Origin of the sequence: Bacillus sp. 03113, assembly GCF_006546985.1 — a bacterium.
GTDB lineage: Bacteria > Bacillota > Bacilli > Bacillales > Cytobacillaceae > VATK01.
Genome location: NZ_VATK01000001.1, coordinates 460,219 through 484,532, shown reverse-complemented (window position 1 = coordinate 484,532; position 24,314 = coordinate 460,219). Strand labels below are relative to the sequence as shown.

Sequence of the window (24,314 nt, the reverse complement as noted above, 5' to 3'; positions counted from 1 at the left end):
TGTAAAATTCAATATAACGTAATTTATCTCCTTTTTAACTAAGATGTAATTTTTTTGAAAACGCCTACTTTTTTTCGGAAAGCGCCTACATTTAGTTTGAAAGCGCCCACCCTTTATTCTGATGCGCTTACTTTCATTCGTAAAACCAACTTTTTTCTACATGACTATTGAAATAATAAAACGGCTAGCACGTAAACTTACAAACAAAGTAATCAAAATTTGATTATGTGGGAAGTTTGAGTAAATACCAGAGGTGATGTAATGGAATACTGGGATTTAATAGAAAATCCTGCTGATGAAACGTATCAGCAGCTTATTAATATACTATGTGATAACTCCGATAAATTCTATTTTGTGACGAGGAAAGAATTAGAATACGATCAGGAAATACTTCTAAAATTCAAGCCCTATATCATCGAAACGTATAAAACAAGAAAATGGGCAAATACAATAACGAAAGGTCCAGCTGCAACGGTGTATGTAATCGAAGCAAATCGAAACACGCGTAAGCTACTGCAGCAATCAGCAAAAACACTATACGACTGGGTAGCTCCAAATTTGCCAGAAGACTTAACATTTATAAAAAATAATTTTGCTTGGTTTTCCTGTACGACACATGAGGAATTTGGAGGATTTTCAATTCGCTCGGAGCATTACAAGAAGCTAATTAGTCAAATACATGGTTTGAAAGTACAGAAAGTAGAATGAGTGACATCTCAACTACCCAGAGATTATGATAGAGTTAGCTAAACACAAATGGAAAGGATGTTTATTAATGGGGAAATTAACGCCTTACATTTTATCAGAGGATGCGAGATCTCAAGCTGAGTTTTATATAAAATCACTCGGTGGAGAAATCTTGTCGGTAATGACACATGAGCAGTTAATGGGAGCACAGCATGAGCATAAGGACAAGGTTATGCATTTAAGCATGGTTGTTGCAGGAGGAAATTCAATCTTCATGGCTGATTCATTTGAACCGTTTACCCATGGACCTGGCATTTCACTAAGTATTGCGTACAAAACAGAATCTGAAGCTAGTGAAGCATTCGCGAAGCTTGCTGCAGGTGGTAAGGTGAAATACCCAATTGAACAGCAGCCTTTTGGTTTGTTTTTTGGAGAACTTATAGATAAATATGGTGTAACATGGATGCTCACTGCCGAGCCGAAAGAATCATGACTAATATAGCTTTGAAATATAGTTTTATTAAATAATTGCAATACCCTTGAACTATAAGTATTAAGAGTATATTTTGAAAAAGTTTGGTCATTTTTGAAATCCTTGTTGATACAGTACGGTAAGGGTTTGAAGTTATCTCTCCCTTTCCCCCTGTTCATAACTTACGTGCGACTTTCACCGCATACGGAGTTCCAACTAATTTTTGTAGTTTCATCTAGGTCTTGTAGGTCTTATTTTCCCTCTTTCACCTAGCTCACGAGAAAACTCTTCATCAACACGATCCGATTCTATTTTTAAGTTTTTGGGAGTTTGAGGTAATGAATTTTTACTGCTTGATGGTTTTTGATTGTTTGATCTTCCCATAATATTGCCTCCTAACGAAATTTTAATCTGTATTAGTATGGCTTAGAATCAAATTTATATATCTTTAGATTTGTTCATAAACAAACATTTTTATCTTAAAAACAATTTTTAGGGAAAGTTCCTTCTTACCCTACTAAAGAGCTATTTAAAAAAATCAAGGTTCTATGAGGGAAGAAGAAACTATTTTCTATCCTCGTATACTTCCCTAAAGGAGCTAATAAATCATGGCTGAAGCACTCAAAGATATGTATAATCGACCTTTTTTTAATCAATTCTGCCTGTTGGTAAAACAAGTATATCCAGAATTCGATGACCAAATGTTTATGAATTTGATATTTGATCACGAGTGGAACACAAGAGAGCTGAAACAAAGAATTCGCCATATCACACATACTTTATCTAAAACTTTGCCCCCTTCTTATCCAGATGTGATAGCGATTTTATCTAAAATTGCTCCAACATGTAAAGGATTTGAGTATCTGTTTTTCCCAGATTTTGTGGAGCAATATGGGCTAGCTCATTGGGACATATCTATTTCTGCCCTCAAGCTATTCACTGTATCATCGAGTTCAGAATTTGCTGTTCGTTCTTTTATTGAAAAAGATCCCAAGAAGATGATGGCAATCATGGAGGATTGGGCAAAAGATGACAATCATCATGTACGGAGATTAGCTAGTGAGGGCTGTCGGCCTAGACTCCCTTGGTCTCCCCCATTGAACATGTTTAAAGTTGACCCGACCCCAATCTTGCCTATCTTGTCTCTTTTAAAAGCGGACGAAAGTGAATATGTCCGAAAAAGTGTTGCCAATAATTTAAATGACATTTCAAAAGATCACCCAGACTTGCTGAAAAAAATATGCATAGAATGGATGGGGCAGAATCCCCATACAGATTGGATTATCAAACACGGTTGTCGAACATTATTAAGAAAAGCAGATCCAGAAACGCTGCATCTATTTGGATTCAATACCAAACCTGACGTTCAAATAAAAGAGCTGACTCTATCAACTCACCATTTGTCAGTAGGCGATTCGCTTACGTTTCATTTTGTTTTAGAAAATCAATCCCTTGACTTCTATAAACTACGGATCGAATATGCAATTTGTTTTGTTAAATCAAACGGTTCAACCTCCAGAAAACTATTTAAAATAACCGAAAATACATATAAAGGCGGGGAAGTGTCCTTTAATCGAACTCATTCTTTTAAAGACCTTTCTACGAGAAAGCATTACGCAGGTGAACATCGCTTATCTATTGTCATCAACGGTACAGAAATGGCAGAAGCTTTTTTCCAATTGACTATTCCTAAAAATGATTAGAGCATAAATCACAAAGGAAAAAACCTTATGAGTTTCTTGATCGGAGCCATTTTTTTGAGAGTAAATTTGTTGAATATAGTTTGAACTGTTTAAAGTTTCTTTAAATAACAGCGAATAATTAGTATTAGTTTCTCTTCTCATTAACTTACAGCCTAGCTAATACGGAAGGGAGCACTATTTTTTTGTGATCGCAATGTTCAAATGGAATTTTTTTGTAGTAATTTACATACAAAATAATTGTACCCAATTCTTGAATAACGAATGGTAACGTCTTTTTTAGTGTCATACATATTTTGATTAATGATTTTGAACTAATTCTAATTTCTCTAAATCAATGATAAACTTGCCATTCATTAAGATATCTAGTCCTATGAGACCATTGATACCCCAATCATTTAAATCGCCAAAATCCAGCTTTATTTCTGGAATTTCGTGTGTACCTAGCTTAATAAAATCAACTGATTTTCGGTAAGAGTATTCTTCACCGCCAACTCCATACGCACTTACCAGAGGATCTCCATTTTCAAAGTAAATGCCTATTTCATCTACAATATCGGATGAAATTAGTGTATGAGCTGCACCAGTATCGATAACTAGCTTATCTATTATTTTCGTTTTCCCTTTATAAGAAATTGCCATTTCAACTTCTAGTAAACGATTGACTAATTCTCATAACCTCATTCCTCTTAAACCTGTAGGGTTTCTCATTTCAATAACAATTTTTTCGGTTCCTGTATGATAAACGATGGTATCACCTTTTGATTTAAGTAACTCTTTTGTTGCTAATTTAGAATCTTCAATAAGATTGATTAATGCAACATCCGTTACAATCTTTTTATCATTTTCTAAGTAAAAATCAAGGATATTTAGTTTTACATATTGGTCTGGATATATTTTACGAACTTCTTCCCACTTCACTATTTATCCCTCCGTTTTACTAGTTATTTTTATTACAAGAAAAGTAAAAATTGTATTAGTCCGAGTACAACCGCTCCCATTATTGGTGCGATTTTTAGCATCATGAATCCATTGGTTGTTGAAATGAATGACTCAAAGGGGTTTTTGGCAGGTGAAGCAAGAATATCGATGAATCGATCCCATCGCTTCGTTTTCATAGAGAAGTCGGGAATATTTACGTGATATTCATCTAACTTCGTTAGCAAATGCTGTTCTTTTTTAAACGGATCTAGACTCAAAATCGTCTCCCTCCAATTCTACTTTTAGTCTTTGGATTGCCCTGTGTAATCTTGATTTAACCGTCCCTTTTGGAATATCAAGGATTTCAGCAATTTCCTCCTGTGTCAAATCGTGATAATAGAAAAGTAAAACAACCGCACGCTGTATTTCAGGGAGCTTTGCCACAGCATCCCGAACCGTTATTCGATCTGCATGATGAAATTCTTTGTTCGTAATCGGAGTGAGAAAGGGCAAAAGGCTGCGCCATTTTTTACGCCGGTTTAATTTTGTGATCATTATTCGGTACGCCGTTTGAAAAAGATATGACTTTAGTTTTCCTTTGCTTGGATCATAGTAGTGCTTATAACGTTGTAGTTTGACAAACGTATCTTGAATGATATCAATGCTTAATTGCTCCTCTCTCGTATAACGGAAAACAAACGCATAAAGAGAAGGTTTTAAAAAGGTGTAAATTCCTTCTAATGCTTCGTCATCCCCATTTTGATAAGCGATCATTAATTCATCTTCACGTTCACTCAATGTCATCGCCCCAACGTTCCTTGATAGCCTTTAAAGTCATAGACATTCGGACAATTAAGTAAATAAATGATACAACCGTCCAGACTTGTGCCTGATTCGTAAAAAACTGTACAAAAGGATTCTCAATCGTTTCACCACTTGAGATTAAAATATTAAGAGTTTGAACACAAATAATGGAATAGACTGCTAGACTTAGCGTAAGTGTATCAAATACGTTCCATCGTAAAAATAATTTCGTTTTTTTATAATTGATTTTACCATTCTCACGAACAATATACTTGCGATCCATTGGAATAGCAATCGCAAAAATCAAAACCATTATAAAGCCTGCAACGATCAGCGAAACAATCCAACCAATATCCAAATTAAACACCCCTTATTTTCTTCTTTACTAGCTATACAAATAAGAAGGCAATAAGGTTCATTTAAAATGAAAAAAATTTTTTATGTCTTCCGCTTTTAATAAAGCTCTAGACACATCATTTATCGTACCAATAGTGAATAAAAGAATACCCCCAATAAAGCGATTAAACTGCTTTACCAGAGGTATTGGTTTTCCATTAGGGCCAAGTCTCTCCAGACAAAGGTTACATACTCAGCTATCTGTATAATGCTTAAATGACTTTAATACACTCTTCGTTTCTTCCGCTGAAATATCCTGTGTCACGACTTCATATTTATAGTCACCAGATGTTCCGATAAAATGGGTATTTGGGGAACCGTACAGCTTATAGCTCTCCCAATGAATACCGTTTATCTCAAACTCATCAAGTTTGTTTTTCTTTTCTGTATCAAAGTCGCCCAAGGAGCGGACAACTGTGTCTTTATGATATTGGCGCACATATAGGAGCTTCCTTCCTGAACCATCTTCATTTTTATCCTTTTTATAGCTATAGGTCATATATGCCTGTTTTTCATCTTTATATTGTTCGTAGTTTGCAGAGAAAATTTCGATCTCTGGGTGATCAAATTCATATAAAAATGACAGATCTTTTCTCAGACGATTCATGACCTTATCCACTTCTTCTTTATAATAGTCAGCTTGATCTACAAGTTTTATATCTTTTTCTCTCGGATCTTTATAATCAGGCTCTTCGATCTCCATTTTACTATAACCATCAAGATTAGGGACAAATTCCTGTGCCTTTACGGGAATGTTTATTTCTAGTTTGGACGGATGGAGATAGCTCGTCACGGCTTCGTTTTGATCATAAACCTCATACTTTAGTAAAATACCTGTGTCTTTATCTATCCAAAATCGGAAAAGATCCCCTTTCATCCTGTCCGCTACAGCTTTTTTTATTTTTCCATATAAAACAATTGTATTATGCCCCAGCACTTCTTCATTTTGCTTTTCAATATCCCAAAGGGTATCATTCCTTAAATAATAAGCTGCCTTTTCATATGGAAATATTGATAAATGTGAGCTAGAAGCAGGTGGACGTTTTCTAAATATTTCTGGTGAGTCATAAAGCTTTCTCAGATCGAATTGAAAAATGTCGTTCGGATCCACAGGTTCCTTACTGCCTTTTGCCTTATAATCATTAATTTGATACTGTTTGCTCATACGATGCAGCCTCCACACCGTTTGACTATTATAGAAGGTTTCCTGTGTATCTGAATCAAAACCCATTATATCTTTATCAAAAAATGAGGTTGACTTGTCATATCCTCCAATTTGCTCTTTCAGACTAAGCTTGTATTCCACTTTCGAACGGCTTTCCGAGTTGTCATCATACATATCGTATAACTCAAATTCACCGGCAGCTGTTTGAAAATAATCCACAGTATTTAACATTTTTATTAGTACATCTTCTTTTGTCATATCTTCGTAGGTTTCTTCTTGAGCAGGAGGTACATAAAGATTTTTCTTGATCTCAGGTTTACTCGACTGATCTTTTTTCTCATTTGCTTTATTTGCAGGATACTCATCACCAGGAAAGAGTCCCATTTTCTCAGCACTAAAGTATCCAATTCCAGCTAAAAAAAGGAAGGTAAAGCTTATACTCAAAAGTAGGCCCAGCTTCGGCTGAAAGTTAAAATGAGGTTTCTTTTCCGTTTTGTAAAATGCCTGCCTTACTTTTTCTTTGTTTTTATGTTGAAAATCAATATCCTTTAAAATCGTCTCATTCATATCCTCTTTGAGATTTTTTAATAAATCCTCCAACTGCATTGCTCCTTTCAAGCAGATTTTTTAACAAAAGACGCGCTCTATGCAACCGTGACTTAACAGTTTGCAAGCTTAATTGCAGCAGCTCTGCTATTTGGTTATAGGACAATTCTTCATAATAATAGAGAATAATAACCTCTCGATATTTAACGGGTAGAGACATGACCTTTTCCGATAGCATCCTTTTATTCTCTTTTTCGACCAATAAAGCTTCAGGAGTAACGTATGTATTTCGGGATTTTGAAAAAAAATCATTTAGAATAATATTTCTGAAGGACCAGCTTCGCAGCTTGTCTTTGCACAAATTCACCGTTATACGATAAATCCATGTTTTGTACGATGATTCATTTCGAAAGCTGTCCAGATTTTTATAGCATTTAATAAAAACCTCTTGTGCTATATCTTCAGCCAGCTGCTTATTTTTCGTGTAGGTAAATGCTAATCGTGCAACATTCTTGCCATACTCGTTCATTAACCACTCAACTCGATCTTCCTTGCTGAGTTCATCTTTATACTCATTTTCATTCAATCATCTTCCACACCCTTTCATCTATTTAGACGGAGCAGCCTCACTTTGGTTGTAAAAAATTTTTCAAGCATTCTATTAGGAAAATCAAATTGCTTGCTTTCATTTTAATAAATAACTAGAATCGTTACAGCTTGATTACTAGCGTACATTTTTAAATGTTGTGTAGCATAAGGATTAATAGATCAAATCAAAGAAAAGATGGAGGAGACTTATGAAAGCAATTGTATGCACAAAATACGGACCACCCGATGTTCTGCAACTTAAAGAGGTGGAAAAACCGGCTCCAAAGAACAATGAAATACTGGTGAAAATTCATGCAACAACGGTAACATCAGGCTGTTGTAGAGTTCGTGGCTTTAATAGCCCAATCACTTATTGGATTCCCATGAGAATATTCTTAGGTCTAACAAAGCCGAGAAAACCGATACTAGGGGTGGAGTTAGCTGGTGAAATCACAGCTATTGGCAAAAATGTAACACGATTTAAGAAAGGAGATCAGGTTTTTGCCATGACTGGGATGAGATTTGGTGCTTATGCCGAATACATATGTCTGCCTGAAGACGGATTGGTGGGGATTAAACCGGAAAATGCAACTTATGATGAAGCTGCTGCCGTTTTATTCGGAGGAACGACAGCCTTGCATTTTTTTAGAAAAGGAAATATTCAAAGTGGACAAAAAGTTCTTATTTATGGTGCTTCCGGAGCGGTAGGGACTTCTGCGGTTCAGCTTGCCAAGTACTTTGGTGCAGAAGTTACCGGGGTTTGCAGTACCACAAATGTAGAATTAGTGAAATCTCTGGGAGCCGATCAGGTCATTGATTATACAAAGGAGGATTTTACAAAAAGAGAAGAGCTATATGATATCATCTTTGATGCAGTTGGGAAAAACTCGAAATCAAATGGCAAGAAAGCATTATCTCCGAACGGGAAATACATTTCAGTTGAAGGACAGGGGATTGCAAAAGAACGTATTGAAGATTTAATTTTCCTCAAAGAGCTCATTGAGAAGGAGAAGCTAAAATCGGTCATAGATAGGCGCTATCCGCTGGAACAAATTCCCGAGGCTCACTCATATGTAGAAAAAGGACATAAAAAGGGAAATGTGGTAATAACTTTGGATCATATGAATAAAGACTAACAAAGGTCTATACCCGACCGCTTAGCTGCGATAAGTGAGTTGGTGAGACCTAGAATTGCTGCCAATACATTTATCGTATTTTTAATATTGCAATCATGGATGCCATTGATATTTTTCTAAATCAATACTCCCATGTAAACCTACTTTAACACCCTCGATTTCTAGGGACATCATTTGCTCGTTATAGGAATCATCATTTTGAAGGGCAATGTGTCCCTTTGCATTAATTACCCTATGCCAAGGGAGGCTATGCTTCCTGCTCATGGAATGGAGTATACGGACAACTTGCCTGGCAGCTCGGGGACTTCCTGCGAGCTTTGCAATCTGACCATAAGTCATGACCCTACCTTCGGGAATGTTTCGTATAATGTCAATTACTTTTTCGGTAAAAGGTGTCACGATAATAGTTCCTTTCCATTTTTTAGATACCCTTATCAGCCTTAGTAGCCTGCTCTGTTCGTTAAAGTAAAATCCGATCTGATTTTCACATAAATAATCTGATGTGGGCTCCATTAAATAGTCCGATATAAATATACATCGTAATTAAAAAAGCGTCCGATAGTGGAATTACATAGTTATCATTATATCTTTTTAACCATTTGATAATTAGTCAATTTAGCACCCTTATGTTCTACAGTTTGTGAGTAAACTACTTTATACCATCGATGTTCAAAAAATGGCTTCGCCGTAATACTGGCTTCCGTATACCTATTAATGTAAATTACTATAGAGAAAGCTTATTTAATCTCTTCTCTTATAAGATAAATAATTCCAAGCAATGCGGCTATAATACTAGTTACTAATAATGGAATTCCAACTTCTCTTGACACTATGTCAAAAGTTTTCCATGTAGCATTTTCGCCTGTACATAAAATAGCTATTACGATATAACGAGATGAAAATTATATAGCTGCAGATAAAAAAAATAAACCAGCAATCTTTTTTTCCATAAATCCTTCAATTATATAGATTAAGTTTTTTATAAGTTGTTAATTTTGATAAGAAGCATATCAAATCCGATACGCTGTAGAGCACACTTTTAACAAAGAGTAAGCCTAAAAAATTATATAGAGATATCGAAAGAGAAATGTAAAAAGGATAGTTTTGATTCGGTTAAGGCATAATTTTAAATCTTTAATAAAGAAAGAGTTAACATATTCGAAGACCATGCTAACTCTCCTCTTTTATATCTACTTAAGATTGACACCTTAATGTGCATTTTCCTAAATGTTTTCTCGTATTAAATTTAATACTTCTTCTTTTCTTCTTAATGGTTAATCGTATTGTTTAGTTTGGGAGAACTTATATAAAAACTCCCAATATTCATCAGTAAATCCACTTTCTGCCCAAAGTTCACCATATGCTTCTATATGAGCTCTTATCACTTCATCCTTACTTTTTAATGGAGCAGCATACCAAGGAATTTTTTTACTCATTCTTTGTGTAATTTGATAATGATAGTTATATTTAGGTATGAAAATTGAAAGCATTTTTCCTTCTGTTGTCCCTAATTTTCCAGCAAAACGTTTTTCAAAAATATGATGTCTTTCCCAGCCTTGACCCATGAAGTTACTAGGTGCAGAAACCTTTTGAAGTGTAGAATAAGGTCTAACTCCTTTTCTAAGAGCAGGCTTAAGGACAGTTGGACTATCCTGAATCATTCTTTTTACTCCACTAACAGCCGGAACACCTGGAAATACAACTGCAGCTCCATCAACAACTAACCAAAATCCATTCCAAAAGCTAGGGTTTTGATTATACTCATATAAAGATATAGCGAAATTTCCTATGTCGTAAATTGTCTCAACATACTTTGCTTTATAAGAGTTAGATTTCTCTGCTTTAAGAGAGTTAGATTTCTCTACTTTTAAAACTTTTTCATGTAAAAAATATTTTTCAGTTTGAGCAGTTTTTCCTGCTTCATCTGTATAGGTGAATATAACTGAATAACTAGGTACAGTATTTTTATCAAAATACTGTATTTCTTCTTTCCTAACTTTATTTAACTTAAAACCTGCGTTAGGGTCATCACTAGATTTTACCATGTTGGATAAATATTTTTTAAGAGGGAGATCTGTTTGTATCTTTTCAGTATTAACTATAGACATATCTGTGCCAATAGTTGAAAAGTAAATTTCATTAATTTTACTATATGTATTATTATCTTTTGCAAAAGCCTGTAGTGGTAAATTTGATATAATTACAAATATAGCAAGCAAAGTTACGAAATATTTTTTAAAATTTAATGTTTGAATAACTTTTCTCGACAATTTTTTCATTCATTACTCCTTTTAATTTTATTTTTGAAGTGCACTTCTAATAAAATTAATACCATCTTTTGTTTTTTTTGTAAATTATTTTTTGATTCTTCTTAATTATTTAAATTTTCATTTTTGTTTTTGAAATTTAGAAAGGTGGGAAATATAATGCGTGTTGCATATAGTGTTTTAAGAGAAATTCATAAGAAAAATTTTATTCCACAAGGTAAAGATTACGGTTTAAAAACATTTGAATTTGAGGGATTCATAAGACTTCTAGAAGATAAAGGATATGTAGAAAGAGTTTTAAGAGTAAACTATGAACTTCGTTTAGGTCCTGCTCGTTTAACTGAGAAAGGAAAAAAGTTATTAGAGACATACAAACATTATGAAGAGGATTATCCAGACAAAAGGCATTTAAAAGACTGGGTGAAAATAGAAAAAGAACAATATTCAAACGGCGCAGAAGAAGAAGATTATTAGATATTCAATGCATTGCAGAGGCTATCGGACGAAGGAATGAAACAGAAAAATTATATAAAAAGACTCTGCCTAATTCTAAATACAAATGCTAATTTAAATATGTACAAAAATGATTACTTAAAGATGTACATTTTTGTTATGTTGCTTATTGCAACTTTACATGGAGAGACGGGCATGATAGCCTTGTTTGGCGGAGCCAGCCGTTGGTACTACTAGATTCTTGGCTTGATAGTCATGCCTGTAGAGGCTCCATGTCTAGTTGTTATAATCTAACATTTTCTGCAATTGAACGTATTAATATCAAATATGTACATCCTTATAAAATCAAAAATGTTCATATTTTTTCGTCATTTACAGTCAGCTTAACCTTTTGCTTTAGATTTATTTGCATTCTCACCATATTCATTAAACTCAAGCACCATGATTTACACCACCCCCGTGGGTAGGTTTTCGTCAGCCTAACTGGTACGGTAAATTCTCACGCCTTTTCGCCGAGCTTATAACACTATCATTCTTACTAAGTCGAGTGCTATTCGACTCCTTAGGGGGCTGTGGCACCACCAAATCATTCAATAACAGCAACGAAAAGAGTAATAGAACTAGGACATTTGGTATTAACCCAATCACTTTTTCGGTAAAAGGTGTCACAGCGATTATTATTAAAGCTTACATCAGGTTACTTGTGTTAAAATCAGATCGGATTATAGCCGACGAATCAAGGCAAGGCCTATCTAAAAAAAATGGAAAGGAACTGTCCGATACAAAAAGATACCGTATTTAAAAAGGCACCCGATATTAGAAAAACATAGATATCATTATATCTTTTTAACCATTTGATAGTTAGTCAATTTAGTGCCCATACGTTCTACAGTTTGTGAGCAAACTACTTTATACCCTCGACTTTCAAAAAATGGCTTCGCCGTAATACTGGCTTCCGTATCTATCTCTAAAAGTTTTAAATTTTTTGCTTCGGATTCAAGCATATCAACTAGAGCTGAAGCTATACCTTTCCCTTGATAATCTTTATGAACATATAGTCTATCGAGATGTCCACCAAATGTTAAGTCGCTGAAACCAACAACTTTATCATTAATTTTAGCAACATACGTGATATTTTGATTTAAAGAATCTTTCCAAGTTTGTATTTTAGTATCTTTTTCTTCTTTTGGTGCCCATGCGTCCAATTGTGCTTGTGAATAATCTTGAGCATTTACTGAATGAACTGTTTCATAGAATAGTGAAACGGTATCTTTAATATCGGAATCCTTAAATTTAATAATTTCCATACTAATTTCTTCTCTCCTCAATTCTCGGTTAATGTCACCAAAGAAATTAAATCATATCAAACTATGCTGGAGGATCGCGCCGTTTTCTGGAATAATCATATAACTTAAATTAACTGGAATTAATTGAATAAATTCCTTAAATAAGGTACAGGTCTCCTTTTAAGATTGAGTACATATACAAATCATCAAATTTACCACAAGTATATTCATAATGTCTCAGTAACCCCTCTTTTGTAAACCCTTGCTTTTCTACTAATTTTTGTGATGGGAGATTTGCAGGTTCTATTAAAGCCTCAATTCTTTCCAACTGATAGTGATGGTACCCATATTTAACAACTACTTCTAATGCTTCACTAGCTATTCCTTTTCCCCAGTAATCTTTGCTTAATTCAAATCCGACTTCAGCTCGATAATGTTTGGTAACCATATTAAGAAAGCCACAGCTTCCTATAATCTTCCCACAATCTTTTAATGTAATTCCCCATCTAATGCCTGTCCCTTCTTCGTAAATAGAGTTATACCACTTAATTTCATCCCAAACGTCATTAACTATTTGGAAAGGTTCTAACCCCGTATGTTTCACAACATCTTTATCAGATAAATATTTAAACATATCATTAGCATCCTCTGTTGTTACTTCTCTCAAGATTAATCTTTTAGTCTCAATTACCGGAAATTCTTTTTTCATTAATTCTCCCACTCTCAATTAACATTCGATTATTTTATATACTCTGTTTATTCTATTTAACTACGCCATTACACGAAAAAGACGCGTTCCTAAATTGAACTGCACCCTTTTAAAGATGATCAACTAATCATACAGATGCTCTTTCAGTGAAGTAACACAGTCCTATAAACCAGAATTTTACCATAAGCGCAGCTAGAAAGAATAAAATGTTTTGTTTTATGAAAGTAAAATGAATGTAGCAAAAAATGTTAAGAACGAATATTTAATTGCTGATATAGTGGATGTAGGGTAGGTGAAAGGAATGGATTATGTGGATTGTATAAAGCGAACGCTTGATTACATTGAAGAGAACTTGCAGGAACAAATTACTCTAATGAAATTAGCAGAGATTGCGTGCTTTTCTCCTTTTCATTATCATCGTGTATTCCAGGCTTTGGTGGGAGAATCTGTGATGGATTATGTGCGAAAAAGAAGACTTACATATGCAGCAGAACGCTTATTCTATACAGATGATAAAGTGATTAACATTGCAATCGATGTTGGTTTTCAATACCAAGAGTCATTCAACCGGGCGTTCAAAAAGCTCTATGGAGTTTCACCGAAGCAATACCGCAACGCGAATAAAATATCGGGACCCTTTCGTGGAAAAGCCTGCCTGAATATAAAACCCTTACCAGGAGGAGATAGAATGGAACCAAAATTATTCACTAAACCTGCTTTTTACATTATTGGTTACGAACTAAAAACGAAGAATGAAGACGGTCAGAACAATAAAGACATTCCTCAATTTTGGCAGCAGTATTTGCAAAATAAATTGGGTTCTAACATTCCAAATCCCATACACGAAAATGTGGAACTCGGCATTTGCACCAATTTTTCTCTTGAAACAGGCGAGTTCGATTATGTCATTGGAATGGAAGTAAGGAAGGGAGCTCAAGCACCCGAAGGAATGGTGTACAAAAGTTTCCCTGAGCAGGAATATGCGGTATTCACTACACCAAAGACAAGTGAGGAATCGTTTTCGTTTTCCTCTTCTATTCAGTCCACTTGGAATTATATTTTTACGGAATGGTTTCCACAGTCGGGTTATGAACATAATGGATTAGTGGAATTTGAACTGTATGACGAAAGGTGCTACGGATCAGAGAACAAAGAGATGGACATCTACATTCCTGTAAAAAAACAGACTGCTAAGGTATAAAAGCAAAAATCTTCATTATTCAATAAAGTTGTAGCCCTAGGATAATGCGATTTACCAGCGTTCAAGATATTCCTACCTATCTCAATTTTAATATTGAGAAATTGAGATAGGGCTTTTTTATGATCCGAGTGAGAAAACAAGAAAGAGAATAGATGAAGGCTTAATTAAAATATTTGGACAAACAATTGATTTTACTCTTCAAGATGCTGATTTCTTGAATATCGAGGTAAAACCATAAACTTATTATTTAAAACCCTAGTGTTCAATTCGAACTTTTTTTACAAAAAAAGGAACTTACCTTTTTACTGATAAGCACTCTTTCTGGAATAAACAAGAAGCTCATATTAGCTGATATTGTTGAAGAGAGAAAATATTATCAATCTAGGACCGATTTTACAATTTTCACATAAAAGAAGCGCTTGCTAGCCGAATGGCTTATTTATAGCGCCGAGTGTGCATAATCAACAAAAAACCGGGGATAGCGATAGACCAGAAGCCTCCGACTGGAGCCAGGAAGCCAGCACCAAATGAATACACGAGAAGTGACCAGCCGAGAAAACTTGGCAGCTGCCTGTTGCGTGAAGCTATCCATACGATACTGGTACCGAGAATAAACATCGGCACGGAGAAGCTTCCTACCTGAGTCCAGAAATTTCGCTGCCTCACCACATCTTCCGCTGTCCAAGGAGCGGCTACCGTATTCCATAAGCCTTCTGAGAATAGGTTTTGCCACATTACGTGTGACCCCCATACTGCCAAAAACATATGAATGACAGGAATCGCCATGAGTAAATAACCGGCCCACAATGCTAGTGGCGAAGAACTTTTCGTTGACCCCGTTTGATTTTGCATGTTTATATGTGTACTCCCCTTTCATTAATCCGAAATTATAATCGATCGGCTTGCATCGCTTTTTTTCACTTCTCTTTTGTCAATATCATCGAGCTTCTCAATCGCATAATCCAGCACAGACCTCATTCCTAACAATGCCTCCTTCCGCGAAGTACGGAAATGGTGCTGCACCTTTGCAGGAATAAACTCGGCAGCAATGGTTTCATGTATCTCAAGCAAATGGTCCATTATTTTCAAATCTATATCATTTCTCATTCTTTTCACTCTTCCCTTCTTCAATTGTAGACTCTCTCTCCCCAAAACGAATGGACAACTTGTGATCGGTAAAACGAGCACCAGCAATCGGTCTTCCTAACAAAGTGCGTGGAAGTACCACTTTCCGTTTGTATATTCCTACCTGAACAGTTAGTTCGTCTCCCTTCTGACTGAGTCGAAGCTGATCTTTGTGTATGAAAGGGAGGACAAGATCCAAAATGTAGACACCGTCTTCCTTTCGAATTTCCTGTACTTTCCCATGATGAAACACCGCTCCTGCGTCCCGCCCAGTGAAGGCTGCTTCGCCAATCTGTTGAAGCATGGATAGACCAGTTGCTTCTGATTTCATCATGGGAACCCGGAGGATGGGCAGCGGGTTGAAACACTCATGGATTTCCTTCTCATACTTTTCATGAATGTCGCGCCACTCGGACCAATATCCAGTTCCCGCTTCTTCAGGCAGCACCCGATTTACAACAATCGCATCTGTATTGAAGCCAAACAGGTTTAAATAAGTGAACGCCCTTCTTGCTTCAGCAATAACCATTTTCTCAGGATTGATTACCAATCTTACTGATGAAACGGATGCATCGAGAATAAATTGCTGCAGTATCTCCAGCTCACGGATAAAATTTTCAATATTATCCATAACGTTATCGTCTGGAAGTTCCAATCCCCCAGTAACCAGCTTCGCCACTGGTCTAGCAATCTTGACTAGGCGACGCTCGTATGGAAATATTTTTTCCAACCACCACCCGAGAACGTTCGGATAACTGAGCAGGCGCAACGTTTCTCCTGTGGGAGCACAATCCACGATAATCACATCATACTGTCCACTAACCGCATGGTGCTTGATTTGCATAAGGCTGAACAGTTCCTCCATGCCTGGAAACACGAGCATCTCCTCTGTTGAAACATCGTTTAGCTTCGCCCAGTTCATCATACCAGTGAGCCAGGTTTGAACAGCCCCCCAACGTTTCTCGGCTTCCCGCACACTATCCACTTCCTGACCCCACAATCGTTCGGCAATCTTTATCGGATCAGGTCCGAGTGGTTGATCGAACGAATCCGACAAGCTGTGTGCAGCATCCGTGCTCATGACCAGCGTTCGATACCCCTCCGCGGCAAGTCTGACTCCTGTTGATGCGGCAATACTCGTTTTGCCAACTCCGCCTTTTCCAGTATAAATGATGATTCGCATAAACTCCCTCCTATTAGTACGATTTCGTAGTAATTGGGTAAAAAAATTTGAGACGTGCATCCATTGCTTGAGATGCACATCAATCAACTGACAACTAATCGTCAATTTCTATTTTACGCAAACTATTCTGTTGTGTTCGACTTTTAACAGCTTTACTCGCTTCTTCATCCTGCAATGCTTTAGCAACCTTCACAGCTAATGTAAGAAATTGCTGCAGTTCCTCATCGCTTAACACCGACTCTACTCGGGCAAGAATGTTTTCCATGATTTCTCTAGCTTGAAGTGCAAACTCCCGTCCCTTTTCCGTCAGTCTAATAAGAATGACTCTTTGGTCCTTGTCGGACTGGTTGCGCTCAACCAAGCCTTTTCGGACGAGCCGTTTGGCCAGACTTGTGATCGTACTTAGCGGAGCTCCAAGATCTGAAGCCAGCTCAGACATCGTCATCTCACCATGGAAATGAAGCATCAGCAAAGCTGAAAGCTCAGAACGGTTGACCTGCTTCTCTAAATTCACTGATTCTGAAAATAAGCTTAAGGGTCGCAGGCCGTTTTTCAAAAACAACTCGAAAAATTGCTCCATTGTATGTTGTGGCCCCTTTTACTACGAAATCGAAGTATTTCATATGTTTATTTTAATACGAAACCGTACTATTTGCAATCACTTTATTTTTTGGATGCAAATAACAGAGCGTTTTTTTATTGTAATTGTATTTTCTAACCATCGTATTACTGAATAACGATATTTCCTACATATTGAGCATTTCCGCTATCCGTATTAAGGTCAACTACAATCACATACTCACCTTTTTCGTTTGGCAAATTGAAGGATTGGTCATCTTTAAATTCCAAATCAATCTTTTTATCATTTTGATGAACCGAAACACTTACACCTTTGAGGTCAAAATCTCCGTGTTCAAAAAGTAAATCAACTTGTTGTCGAGAATCAAAGTACATTTTGTTTTGTTTTTTTGCTAATGATAGAATATCTTCCGTTTCTTTACTGTATTGTTTATCGGAATTCCAATTTATATTTGCTTCTTCTAAATCTTCTTGTTGGTTAATATCATTAGGATTTAAAAGTGAAACAGTTGGGGGAGAGAAATCATAATCTTCTCCAATACATCCTGTTAATGAAAAGACGAAAAACAAACCTATAATCAATTTGAAAAATCTGTTCATATATATTCACACCTGACACATTTTTTGTTTAATTAATTCTATACAATATTTTACAATCTATAAATTAATTTTAGCATAAACATAAGATTTTCCTATTTTATATTGAAAATAGCGAACTATCTAAGATAAATAATATCTTTCAAATCAAAGACTTTATCGGTTAAACCCAATCTTTGTGCAGGAGTACGTTGTTTCCCATCGGCTTCAAGTGGTCTTCTGTATATACCACTGTATCATATTTCAAATCTTCTACTGTCATTACCCAATCATATGCAACATCAGACCGAAATACATATCGTGAGAGTGCATCTACTGATAAAACTACATATGTCTGTACTTGACTGTCCTCTAAGCCAAAATACATTTGACCACCTTGCCCCTTATTCATCACTGAAACCAAAACAATGCCCCCGACACCAATCATCGGAGGCCTTCTTATTTCACTTATGATATGAAGCTGTTTTTTTCGCGAACCAGTTAGTCGGCTGGACGTTAAGGCTTACATTCACTTGTTTTGTTTCTAAAAATTCATCCAAACCGTACGTCCCTAGCTCTCTTCCAATTCCGCTTTGTTTATAACCACCCCAAGGTGCTTCATTATACGTGTTATGATACGTGTTTATCCATGTAATGCCTGCTCGCAATCGTTTGATGACGCGGTGTGCTTTCGCTACATCGGAAGTGAAAACAGCTCCTGCAAGACCATATTTCGTTCCGTTTGCTAGCGTAATGGCTTCTTCTTCTGTCTCAAAGGTTTGAATAACCAGCACTGGTCCGAAAATTTCTTCTTGTACGATACGCATATCAGGAGTTGTATCTGTAAAAATGGTCGGTTCCACGAAGTATCCTGGACGATCTAATCGGTTCCCCCCGCACAATAACGTTGCACCCTCTTGCTTCCCAATCTCTATATAATCGAGTACACGATTCATATGACTTTCTGAAATAAGAGGACCCATTTCGCTATTTGGATCACTGCCCGGTCCAACCGTAATCCCTTTCGCCCGTTCGACAAGCTCTTTCACAAATAGTTCATATATGTTCTTTTCAAGCAAAAGCCGCGAACCTGCTGAACAAACCTGCCCTTGGTTAGCAAAAATCGCGTAAAGCGCTTGGTCAACAGCAGATTCAAAATCGCTATCAGCAAAAACGATATTAGGCGATTTCCCTCCTAATTCAAGTCCTACTTTTTTTACGGTATCTGCTGCTGCTTTCATAATAGTAATCCCAGTATCCGTTCCGCCGGTAAATCCAACCATATCCACGAGCGGGTTTTTCGCAAGTTCCGCACCTACTGTTTCCCCGGCACCTAGTACTAAATTAATTACTCCTGGCGGGAAATTTACTTGATCGATCAGCGTAAACAGGCGAATAAGGGATAACGGAGTCTGCTCTGCAGGTTTAATCACAACCGTACAACCAGCCGCAATAGCAGGAGCTATTTTTTGAGCAGCCATAACAAGCGGATAATTCCACGGAATAATTTGTGATACGACACCAACAGGCTCCCTTACGACCATTGCTTGCATATCATCCGGTACATCATACGTTTGTCCATGAGGGACCGCAGCTAAACCTGCATAGTAGCGAAACTGATGAATCGCATCACTCACATCATAATCGGCTTCACGAATCGTTTTTCCTCCGTTTAATGTCTCAATTTTTGCAAATTCTTCACGGTCCGCTTCAAGAAGATCTGCTAATTGCTGGAGTAATCTTGCACGATCCCTCGCATGACAGGAAGTCCACCCTTGTGGACCATCAAAAGCGAGCCTAGCACATTCAATCGCCCTTTTTGCATCGTCAACTGTTCCTTCCGTTACATAAGCGATGATTTCTTCTGTTGCGGGGTTTCGAACGGGCCTGGATGTATTACTCGATCCCATCACCCACCTGCCATTGATATACATTTTTTCGATCCTCATAAAGGGAAAATTCACCTCTTCATTTTAGACTGGTTTTGCATCCTGACTAACCGCCATTGACGGTTCTTCTATGGATACTCCTTTTATATTCACTTTGAATATTTTTTTAATCACTAATAAATAGACAGCACCAACGGCAGCCCACCCTAAACCAAGCATAAAGGATGTTCTCTGGATATTAAGCCAAAGGATAAACATAAACGAAAAACCGATTAACGGGAGGATCACATTAAAAAACACCTCTTTTGCTGTTTTAACCTTCTTCTCCCGGAATGCATAGTGAGCAATCACAGATAAGTTGACAAATGAAAAGGCAATTAAAGAGCCAAAGTTAATGAAAGCTGCTGCTGTCTCTAAATTAAAAAAGATGGCCGAAAGGGAGATAACTCCAACAATGACGATATTAAAGAGAGGCGTTCTTAGCTTCGGGTGCACATAGCCAAAGTATTTCTTCGAAAACACGCCATCTCTTCCCATCACATACATTAAACGAGACACACTCGCATGCGAGGCAAGTCCTGATGCAATAACACCTGCAAAAGAACTCGAAAGGAATAGAATTTGAAAGAACTTCCCTCCTAAATAGAGGGCAATTTCCGGTGCTGTTGCGTCTGGATCTTTAAAAGCATCGACATGAGGATATAGTGCTTGAGTAAAATAGGATGCAACAATAAAGATCACTCCGCCGATAATAGCAGTCAGAAAGATCGCTTTCGGAATGGTCTTCTTCGGATTTTCGGTTTCTTCCGAATAAGTCGTCACCGCATCAAACCCTAAAAAGGAAAAACATAAAACGGTTGCACCCGTAATGAGTGACGATAGCTGCATATCACCAGAAAAGAACGGTGCTGGTGTAAATACTTCCCCATACCCCATGCCACCATTGAGTTCCCTGATCGCCAAAATAATAAAGAACACGATAATCAGCATTTGATAGATCACAAATAATGTATTTAAGTTTGCTGTTGAATTCAAACTCATCGCATTGACCACCGTAATAAGAAGAACTAGTAACACAACCCAGATCCAAGTTGGAACTTCAGGAAAAATGGCAACAAGATAGATTTTTCCTAATAAAACGTTTACCATTGGCAGTAATAAGTAATCCAGCAGGGATAACCAGCCTACAAAAAAACCGATTTCAGGGCTCATCGTTCTATGGGCATACGTATAAGCTGAACCCGCTGTGGGAAAGACGCGAACCATTTTCCCATAGCTATAAGCCGTGAATAGCATCGCTACGAGTGCAATAATATAAGCAGTAGGTACATGTCCATCCGTATCGCCTGATACAATCCCAAACGTGTCAAACACAACGGCTGGAGTCAAGTATCCCAACCCCAAAACGACGACCGACCACAAACCAATAGAGCGCTTTAACGTTACCGAATTTTCCATTTTATTCCTCCATCTATTACATTATTTTTCATCTATAGTCTGATCACACTGCAAATTAGATACTTAAATCGTTGATACTCTGAAAATACTAAACAATTAGCAGGATGATCGTGGAGGATTTTACAAAAATGCACCTGCCCTTTGTGTTAAATTCTGTTTATTCTGTCAATTTTGAAAGTGGAATCCTTATGCCGCCTTTTCATAAGGATTCCTCTTACATTAATTCGTTTGTAAACTTTCTTTCTCTTCGGCCAACGCTGCAATATTTCTTTCCAGCGCATTCAGCACCGTATCTATTTGTTCATATGAAATCACAGCTGGCGGCTCAATTCGGATAACCGTCGCATTGTTAATTGTTCCACTTACTAATATTTTTTCATCAAAAAGTCGTTTCGCTAGCTTGTAACCGAGTTCATTTGATGTGAATTCCATCCCAATTAACAACCCTAATCCACGTACTTCCTTAAGAACTTCTGGATGTTTTTCTTGAATCTTCTTTAAATAATTCACAATATATGACCCTTTTTGTGCAGCTTGCTCTGGAATATCATGTTCGAGAATTGTTTTGATTCCTGCAATTGCTGCAGCACAACAAAGCGGATTCCCACCAAAAGTAGAGGATCCTAAAAGAAAAGGATTTTCCTTCATTTTTTCCCATAGTTTTCTTTTAGCGACCATTGCTGCTATTGGCATGACGCCACCGCCTAATGCTTTCCCCAGCGTCATAATATCAGGGACAACATCGTAATGATCCATACCAAAAAGCTTGCCTGTACGACCCATTCCTGTTTGGACCTCATCAACAATTAATAAACATTCATATTGATCACAAATTTCACGCAGCCTTGAGAAATAATCTACAGGCGGGAGATTAACCCCACCTTCACCTTGAATTGGTTCAACAATGACACCCGCCACTGTTTCCCCAACCTTTATTAAATGGGAAATGGCTTGTTCAACTACATCGGCATCCCCGTATTCGACATGCTGAAACCCTGGTACAAGCGGCAAATATGGCTCCCGAAAAAGAGCTTTCCCTGATGCAGAAAGTGAACCAAATGTTTTTCCATGGAAACCATTGATCGTTGAGATAAACCATTTTTTCCCTGTCGAAAGGCGTGCAAGCTTTAACGCCATTTCATTGGCCTCTGTTCCACAATTCACAAGGTAAGACATTTGCAAGTCACCAGGTGTAATCTCTGCCAATAATTTGGATAAATAACCTCTAAGTGGATCAACCAGCTCCTGGCTATGAAGAGCATAACGACCAATTTGTGCTTGTACTGCTTCTACAACCTGGGGATGGCGATGTCCAAGTAAAAACACACCGTATCCACCTAAACAATCAATATATTCATCGCCTTTTGTGTCAAGAAAAACCGCCCCTTGACCTTCCCATTCAACAACTGAGAAGTCACTCGAAACCGATTTACGATGCTTTAAAATTGCTTCATTGACAAAAGTACTAAAGTTATAGATCGAATCTTGTATAATACGTTCTTGCTCTTCAGCATTTAATGTTTTTTTTTCGATAAAAGAAAGTATTTCCTCCGCGGACTTTAATACCTCTTCTTTTGGTTTGCGCATTCTATCACCTTTCAATAGTCGTAATCTATGCGTATTCACGAACTTAATAGTTGCAAACTCACTTATTATGTGAGTTTGATTTATCAACCTCCAAATATTTATTTCTATTCGGTGTTATTTCGTGAATATCGCCCCCCTTAAAAGTGATTTTTCGTACCGTATGTCCGCTTTACGGTGAAATTTTTTTCCAAATCCGACCATGTAATTAATTGACATTATATAACAAAATCTTTAGAATTGTCAAAATATTTTTCGCGGAAAAATGATAGATAGACTGGTTTTAAGTCGGATATTTCTCTTCTATTTCAATGAAGTAAATTTATCTGCGATTTTTGAATTATAACTACGATTTTTAAAATATATCTGCGAATTTTATAATATATCTGCGAATTTTATAATATATCTACGAAAAATTGAATTTATCTGCGATTTTCAAATTATATCTACGAAACTCAATATTTTAATCATCAAAGTTAAGAAAATAGACTCTACCTTTGTTATTTCCTTCATAAGTTAAATTCATTGAGTGAAATAACCTTGTTGCGACTGGGCTTGAATCTAGTTGCAAAAAATCTCTCGCTTCTTGATTGGTAATCGCCGGACCATTCAGGAGGACATAGTCCTTTAAAGCTGCAATGTGGGCATCTTTTGATTTTTGCTGGCAAGATGGACAAATCCAGCTTCCATGGATTTTTTTCATCAGCAGGAATGAGCAGTTTGGACAATAAACACCTTTTAGAAGTTCCTTTTCGGAGATGTTGAATTGTTTAAAAATATTTGGATCAAATTCGGTGTGTTTTTTGAGTAGTAGACGGGAGAGTTTACGGAGATCTTTTTCTGATATTGCCTCATTTGGATAGCGTTTTTCGAAGGTATTTATTCTTGTTTGAAGATTTTCACTGTGAATGACCTTTTGAGAAATAGCTGGATGGTTGGAAGTGGATTTCAGTATCGTTCGAGGATTTGAAATAACGACAAGCGACTCGATGGGGATGTTCGGGAATTTGTGGTCTTTCAACCAATTTTTCAATTGTGATTGATGCCTTTCCGCTTGTAAAATTGGATTTTCAAACGCATTTTCTTTTTCATTAAGAATACGAATGAGTTGATCAAAATTTGTATCAAACAATAAGGTCCCAGACAAATTTTTAACCTCAAGTATCAAAAAGAAATCTGGAGAAAGGATAAGGATGTCTATCTGGAAATAATTTTTACCATTAAAAAGCCTGAGATCATGGAAAATGAAGTATTTTTGTTCAGAAATAAAATTTAAATAATAGCCTAAATCCCTTTCACCATAGTATCCGGCTTTCTGCCTAGCTAACTTATCCTTTATATCTAAATATTTTGGATGTTGAATGGGTAATCTTTTTAATACCGCTTCTAATTTCTTAATATGTATCGGTATTTCAAGTTTTTTTACAATCAAATCATCATCTCCTTTTACAACATATTTCAAGATAGTTGGGGAAAATTCCTTCATTTTAAAACCGTCCCCTTCCAATTTGAAAGGGGACGTTCTCTATTTTTTATCCCGCATTAACAGGCAGTAAAACCCCCACCTCAAGGTAATAAGTGTAAACGAA

General features: G+C 36.7%; 28 protein-coding genes. 6 read left to right on the top strand and 22 right to left on the bottom strand.

The annotated features are described in order from the left end of the window. Positions 1 to 261 precede the first annotated feature (261 nt). Both FDO66_RS04005 and FDO66_RS04000 read left to right on the top strand, forming a co-directional pair. Positions 262 to 708 carry a hypothetical protein gene (locus FDO66_RS04005; protein ID WP_141431099.1) on the top strand — a complete coding sequence of 149 codons (447 nt, stop codon included), beginning with the start codon at positions 262 to 264 and terminating at the stop codon, positions 706 to 708. 67 nt (positions 709 to 775) lie between these two features. Further along, positions 776 to 1,180: a VOC family protein gene (locus FDO66_RS04000; RefSeq protein WP_141431098.1), complete on the top strand. Its 405-nt coding sequence runs from the start codon at positions 776 to 778 to the stop codon at positions 1,178 to 1,180. 210 nt (positions 1,181 to 1,390) lie between these two features. Here the strand turns inward: FDO66_RS04000 and FDO66_RS03995 are convergent, their stop codons facing one another. Next, positions 1,391 to 1,543: a YfhD family protein gene (locus FDO66_RS03995; protein WP_141431097.1), complete on the bottom strand. Its 153-nt coding sequence runs from the start codon at positions 1,541 to 1,543 to the stop codon at positions 1,391 to 1,393. A gap of 224 nt (positions 1,544 to 1,767) precedes the next feature. Between FDO66_RS03995 and FDO66_RS03990 the strand changes: the two genes are divergently transcribed. Beyond that, complete coding sequence (locus FDO66_RS03990) at positions 1,768 to 2,862, top strand: DNA alkylation repair protein (RefSeq protein ID WP_141431096.1); 1,095 nt, start codon at positions 1,768 to 1,770, stop codon at positions 2,860 to 2,862. Between the two features lie 297 nt (positions 2,863 to 3,159). Here the strand turns inward: FDO66_RS03990 and FDO66_RS03985 are convergent, their stop codons facing one another. The 7 genes from FDO66_RS03985 to FDO66_RS03955 form a co-directional block, all read right to left on the bottom strand. Then, complete coding sequence (locus FDO66_RS03985) at positions 3,160 to 3,501, bottom strand: retropepsin-like aspartic protease (RefSeq protein ID WP_141431095.1); 342 nt, start codon at positions 3,499 to 3,501, stop codon at positions 3,160 to 3,162. 30 nt (positions 3,502 to 3,531) lie between these two features. Beyond that, entirely contained in the window at positions 3,532 to 3,780 is a 249-nt protein-coding gene (locus FDO66_RS03980; RefSeq protein WP_141431094.1) for a hypothetical protein, read from the bottom strand. A gap of 32 nt (positions 3,781 to 3,812) precedes the next feature. After that, positions 3,813 to 4,058 (bottom strand): hypothetical protein, encoded by a 246-nt coding sequence (locus FDO66_RS03975; protein ID WP_141431093.1) that lies wholly within the window; start codon positions 4,056 to 4,058, stop codon positions 3,813 to 3,815. Continuing rightward, entirely contained in the window at positions 4,039 to 4,554 is a 516-nt protein-coding gene (locus tag FDO66_RS03970) for an RNA polymerase sigma factor (protein ID WP_141431170.1), read from the bottom strand. The genes FDO66_RS03975 and FDO66_RS03970 overlap by 20 nt, the downstream gene beginning before the upstream one ends. 16 nt (positions 4,555 to 4,570) lie before the next feature. Further along, positions 4,571 to 4,897 carry a group-specific protein gene (locus FDO66_RS03965; protein WP_258535574.1) on the bottom strand — a complete coding sequence of 109 codons (327 nt, stop codon included), beginning with the start codon at positions 4,895 to 4,897 and terminating at the stop codon, positions 4,571 to 4,573. Positions 4,898 to 5,173: 276 nt separating this feature from the next. After that, positions 5,174 to 6,745, bottom strand: a complete 1,572-nt coding sequence (locus FDO66_RS03960) for a hypothetical protein (RefSeq protein WP_141431091.1) — start codon at positions 6,743 to 6,745, stop codon at positions 5,174 to 5,176. Next, positions 6,705 to 7,220, bottom strand: a complete 516-nt coding sequence (locus FDO66_RS03955) for a sigma-70 family RNA polymerase sigma factor (RefSeq protein ID WP_141431169.1) — start codon at positions 7,218 to 7,220, stop codon at positions 6,705 to 6,707. Before FDO66_RS03955 ends, FDO66_RS03960 begins: the two co-directional genes overlap by 41 nt. 268 nt (positions 7,221 to 7,488) lie before the next feature. On the opposite strand from FDO66_RS03955, the gene FDO66_RS03950 reads away from it, so the two are divergent. After that, positions 7,489 to 8,415 (top strand): NAD(P)-dependent alcohol dehydrogenase, encoded by a 927-nt coding sequence (locus tag FDO66_RS03950; RefSeq protein WP_141431090.1) that lies wholly within the window; start codon positions 7,489 to 7,491, stop codon positions 8,413 to 8,415. Positions 8,416 to 8,508: 93 nt separating this feature from the next. Here FDO66_RS03950 and FDO66_RS03945 read toward each other — a convergent pair whose 3' ends face one another. Together FDO66_RS03945 and FDO66_RS03935 are read right to left on the bottom strand one after the other, a co-directional pair. Then, positions 8,509 to 8,814: an MGMT family protein gene (locus tag FDO66_RS03945; protein WP_141431089.1), complete on the bottom strand. Its 306-nt coding sequence runs from the start codon at positions 8,812 to 8,814 to the stop codon at positions 8,509 to 8,511. A gap of 875 nt (positions 8,815 to 9,689) precedes the next feature. Beyond that, positions 9,690 to 10,694 carry a hypothetical protein gene (locus FDO66_RS03935; RefSeq protein WP_141431088.1) on the bottom strand — a complete coding sequence of 335 codons (1,005 nt, stop codon included), beginning with the start codon at positions 10,692 to 10,694 and terminating at the stop codon, positions 9,690 to 9,692. Positions 10,695 to 10,841: 147 nt separating this feature from the next. Between FDO66_RS03935 and FDO66_RS03930 the strand changes: the two genes are divergently transcribed. After that, positions 10,842 to 11,156 (top strand): hypothetical protein, encoded by a 315-nt coding sequence (locus FDO66_RS03930; protein WP_141431087.1) that lies wholly within the window; start codon positions 10,842 to 10,844, stop codon positions 11,154 to 11,156. A gap of 815 nt (positions 11,157 to 11,971) precedes the next feature. Here FDO66_RS03930 and FDO66_RS03925 read toward each other — a convergent pair. Further along, positions 11,972 to 12,442: a GNAT family N-acetyltransferase gene (locus FDO66_RS03925; RefSeq protein WP_141431086.1), complete on the bottom strand. Its 471-nt coding sequence runs from the start codon at positions 12,440 to 12,442 to the stop codon at positions 11,972 to 11,974. A gap of 136 nt (positions 12,443 to 12,578) precedes the next feature. After that, a complete protein-coding gene (locus FDO66_RS03920) occupies positions 12,579 to 13,130 on the bottom strand; it encodes a GNAT family N-acetyltransferase (RefSeq protein ID WP_141431085.1) in 552 nt (183 codons plus the stop codon). A gap of 301 nt (positions 13,131 to 13,431) precedes the next feature. On the opposite strand from FDO66_RS03920, the gene FDO66_RS03915 reads away from it, so the two are divergent. Further along, positions 13,432 to 14,331, top strand: a complete 900-nt coding sequence (locus FDO66_RS03915; protein WP_141431084.1) for an AraC family transcriptional regulator — start codon at positions 13,432 to 13,434, stop codon at positions 14,329 to 14,331. Positions 14,332 to 14,766: 435 nt separating this feature from the next. Here the strand turns inward: FDO66_RS03915 and FDO66_RS03910 are convergent, their stop codons facing one another. The 10 genes from FDO66_RS03910 to FDO66_RS03865 all read right to left on the bottom strand — a co-directional run bounded on the left by FDO66_RS03910 (position 14,767) and on the right by FDO66_RS03865 (position 24,211). Next, the gene (locus tag FDO66_RS03910; RefSeq protein WP_141431083.1) at positions 14,767 to 15,183 is read right to left on the bottom strand and encodes a DUF6463 family protein; all 417 of its coding nucleotides are present in this window, start codon (positions 15,181 to 15,183) and stop codon (positions 14,767 to 14,769) included. 24 nt (positions 15,184 to 15,207) lie between these two features. Beyond that, the gene (locus FDO66_RS03905) at positions 15,208 to 15,438 is read right to left on the bottom strand and encodes a hypothetical protein (RefSeq protein WP_141431082.1); all 231 of its coding nucleotides are present in this window, start codon (positions 15,436 to 15,438) and stop codon (positions 15,208 to 15,210) included. Then, positions 15,428 to 16,639 carry an ArsA family ATPase gene (locus tag FDO66_RS03900; protein ID WP_141431081.1) on the bottom strand — a complete coding sequence of 404 codons (1,212 nt, stop codon included), beginning with the start codon at positions 16,637 to 16,639 and terminating at the stop codon, positions 15,428 to 15,430. The genes FDO66_RS03905 and FDO66_RS03900 overlap by 11 nt, the downstream gene beginning before the upstream one ends. A 94-nt stretch (positions 16,640 to 16,733) precedes the next feature. Next, complete coding sequence (locus tag FDO66_RS03895) at positions 16,734 to 17,219, bottom strand: MarR family winged helix-turn-helix transcriptional regulator (RefSeq protein ID WP_141431080.1); 486 nt, start codon at positions 17,217 to 17,219, stop codon at positions 16,734 to 16,736. A gap of 146 nt (positions 17,220 to 17,365) precedes the next feature. Continuing rightward, entirely contained in the window at positions 17,366 to 17,818 is a 453-nt protein-coding gene (locus FDO66_RS03890) for a hypothetical protein (protein WP_141431079.1), read from the bottom strand. 160 nt (positions 17,819 to 17,978) lie between these two features. Next, positions 17,979 to 18,242: a hypothetical protein gene (locus FDO66_RS03885; RefSeq protein ID WP_141431078.1), complete on the bottom strand. Its 264-nt coding sequence runs from the start codon at positions 18,240 to 18,242 to the stop codon at positions 17,979 to 17,981. A 16-nt stretch (positions 18,243 to 18,258) separates the two neighbouring features. Further along, positions 18,259 to 19,743: an aldehyde dehydrogenase family protein gene (locus FDO66_RS03880; RefSeq protein WP_141431077.1), complete on the bottom strand. Its 1,485-nt coding sequence runs from the start codon at positions 19,741 to 19,743 to the stop codon at positions 18,259 to 18,261. A 24-nt stretch (positions 19,744 to 19,767) separates the two neighbouring features. Continuing rightward, positions 19,768 to 21,141, bottom strand: a complete 1,374-nt coding sequence (locus tag FDO66_RS03875; protein ID WP_141431076.1) for an APC family permease — start codon at positions 21,139 to 21,141, stop codon at positions 19,768 to 19,770. A gap of 219 nt (positions 21,142 to 21,360) precedes the next feature. Further along, positions 21,361 to 22,728: a putrescine aminotransferase gene (locus tag FDO66_RS03870; RefSeq protein ID WP_141431075.1), complete on the bottom strand. Its 1,368-nt coding sequence runs from the start codon at positions 22,726 to 22,728 to the stop codon at positions 21,361 to 21,363. Positions 22,729 to 23,188: 460 nt separating this feature from the next. After that, on the bottom strand, positions 23,189 to 24,211 hold the full coding sequence (locus FDO66_RS03865; RefSeq protein ID WP_258535563.1) for an NERD domain-containing protein: 1,023 nt from the start codon (positions 24,209 to 24,211) through the stop codon (positions 23,189 to 23,191). Positions 24,212 to 24,314 lie beyond the last annotated feature (103 nt).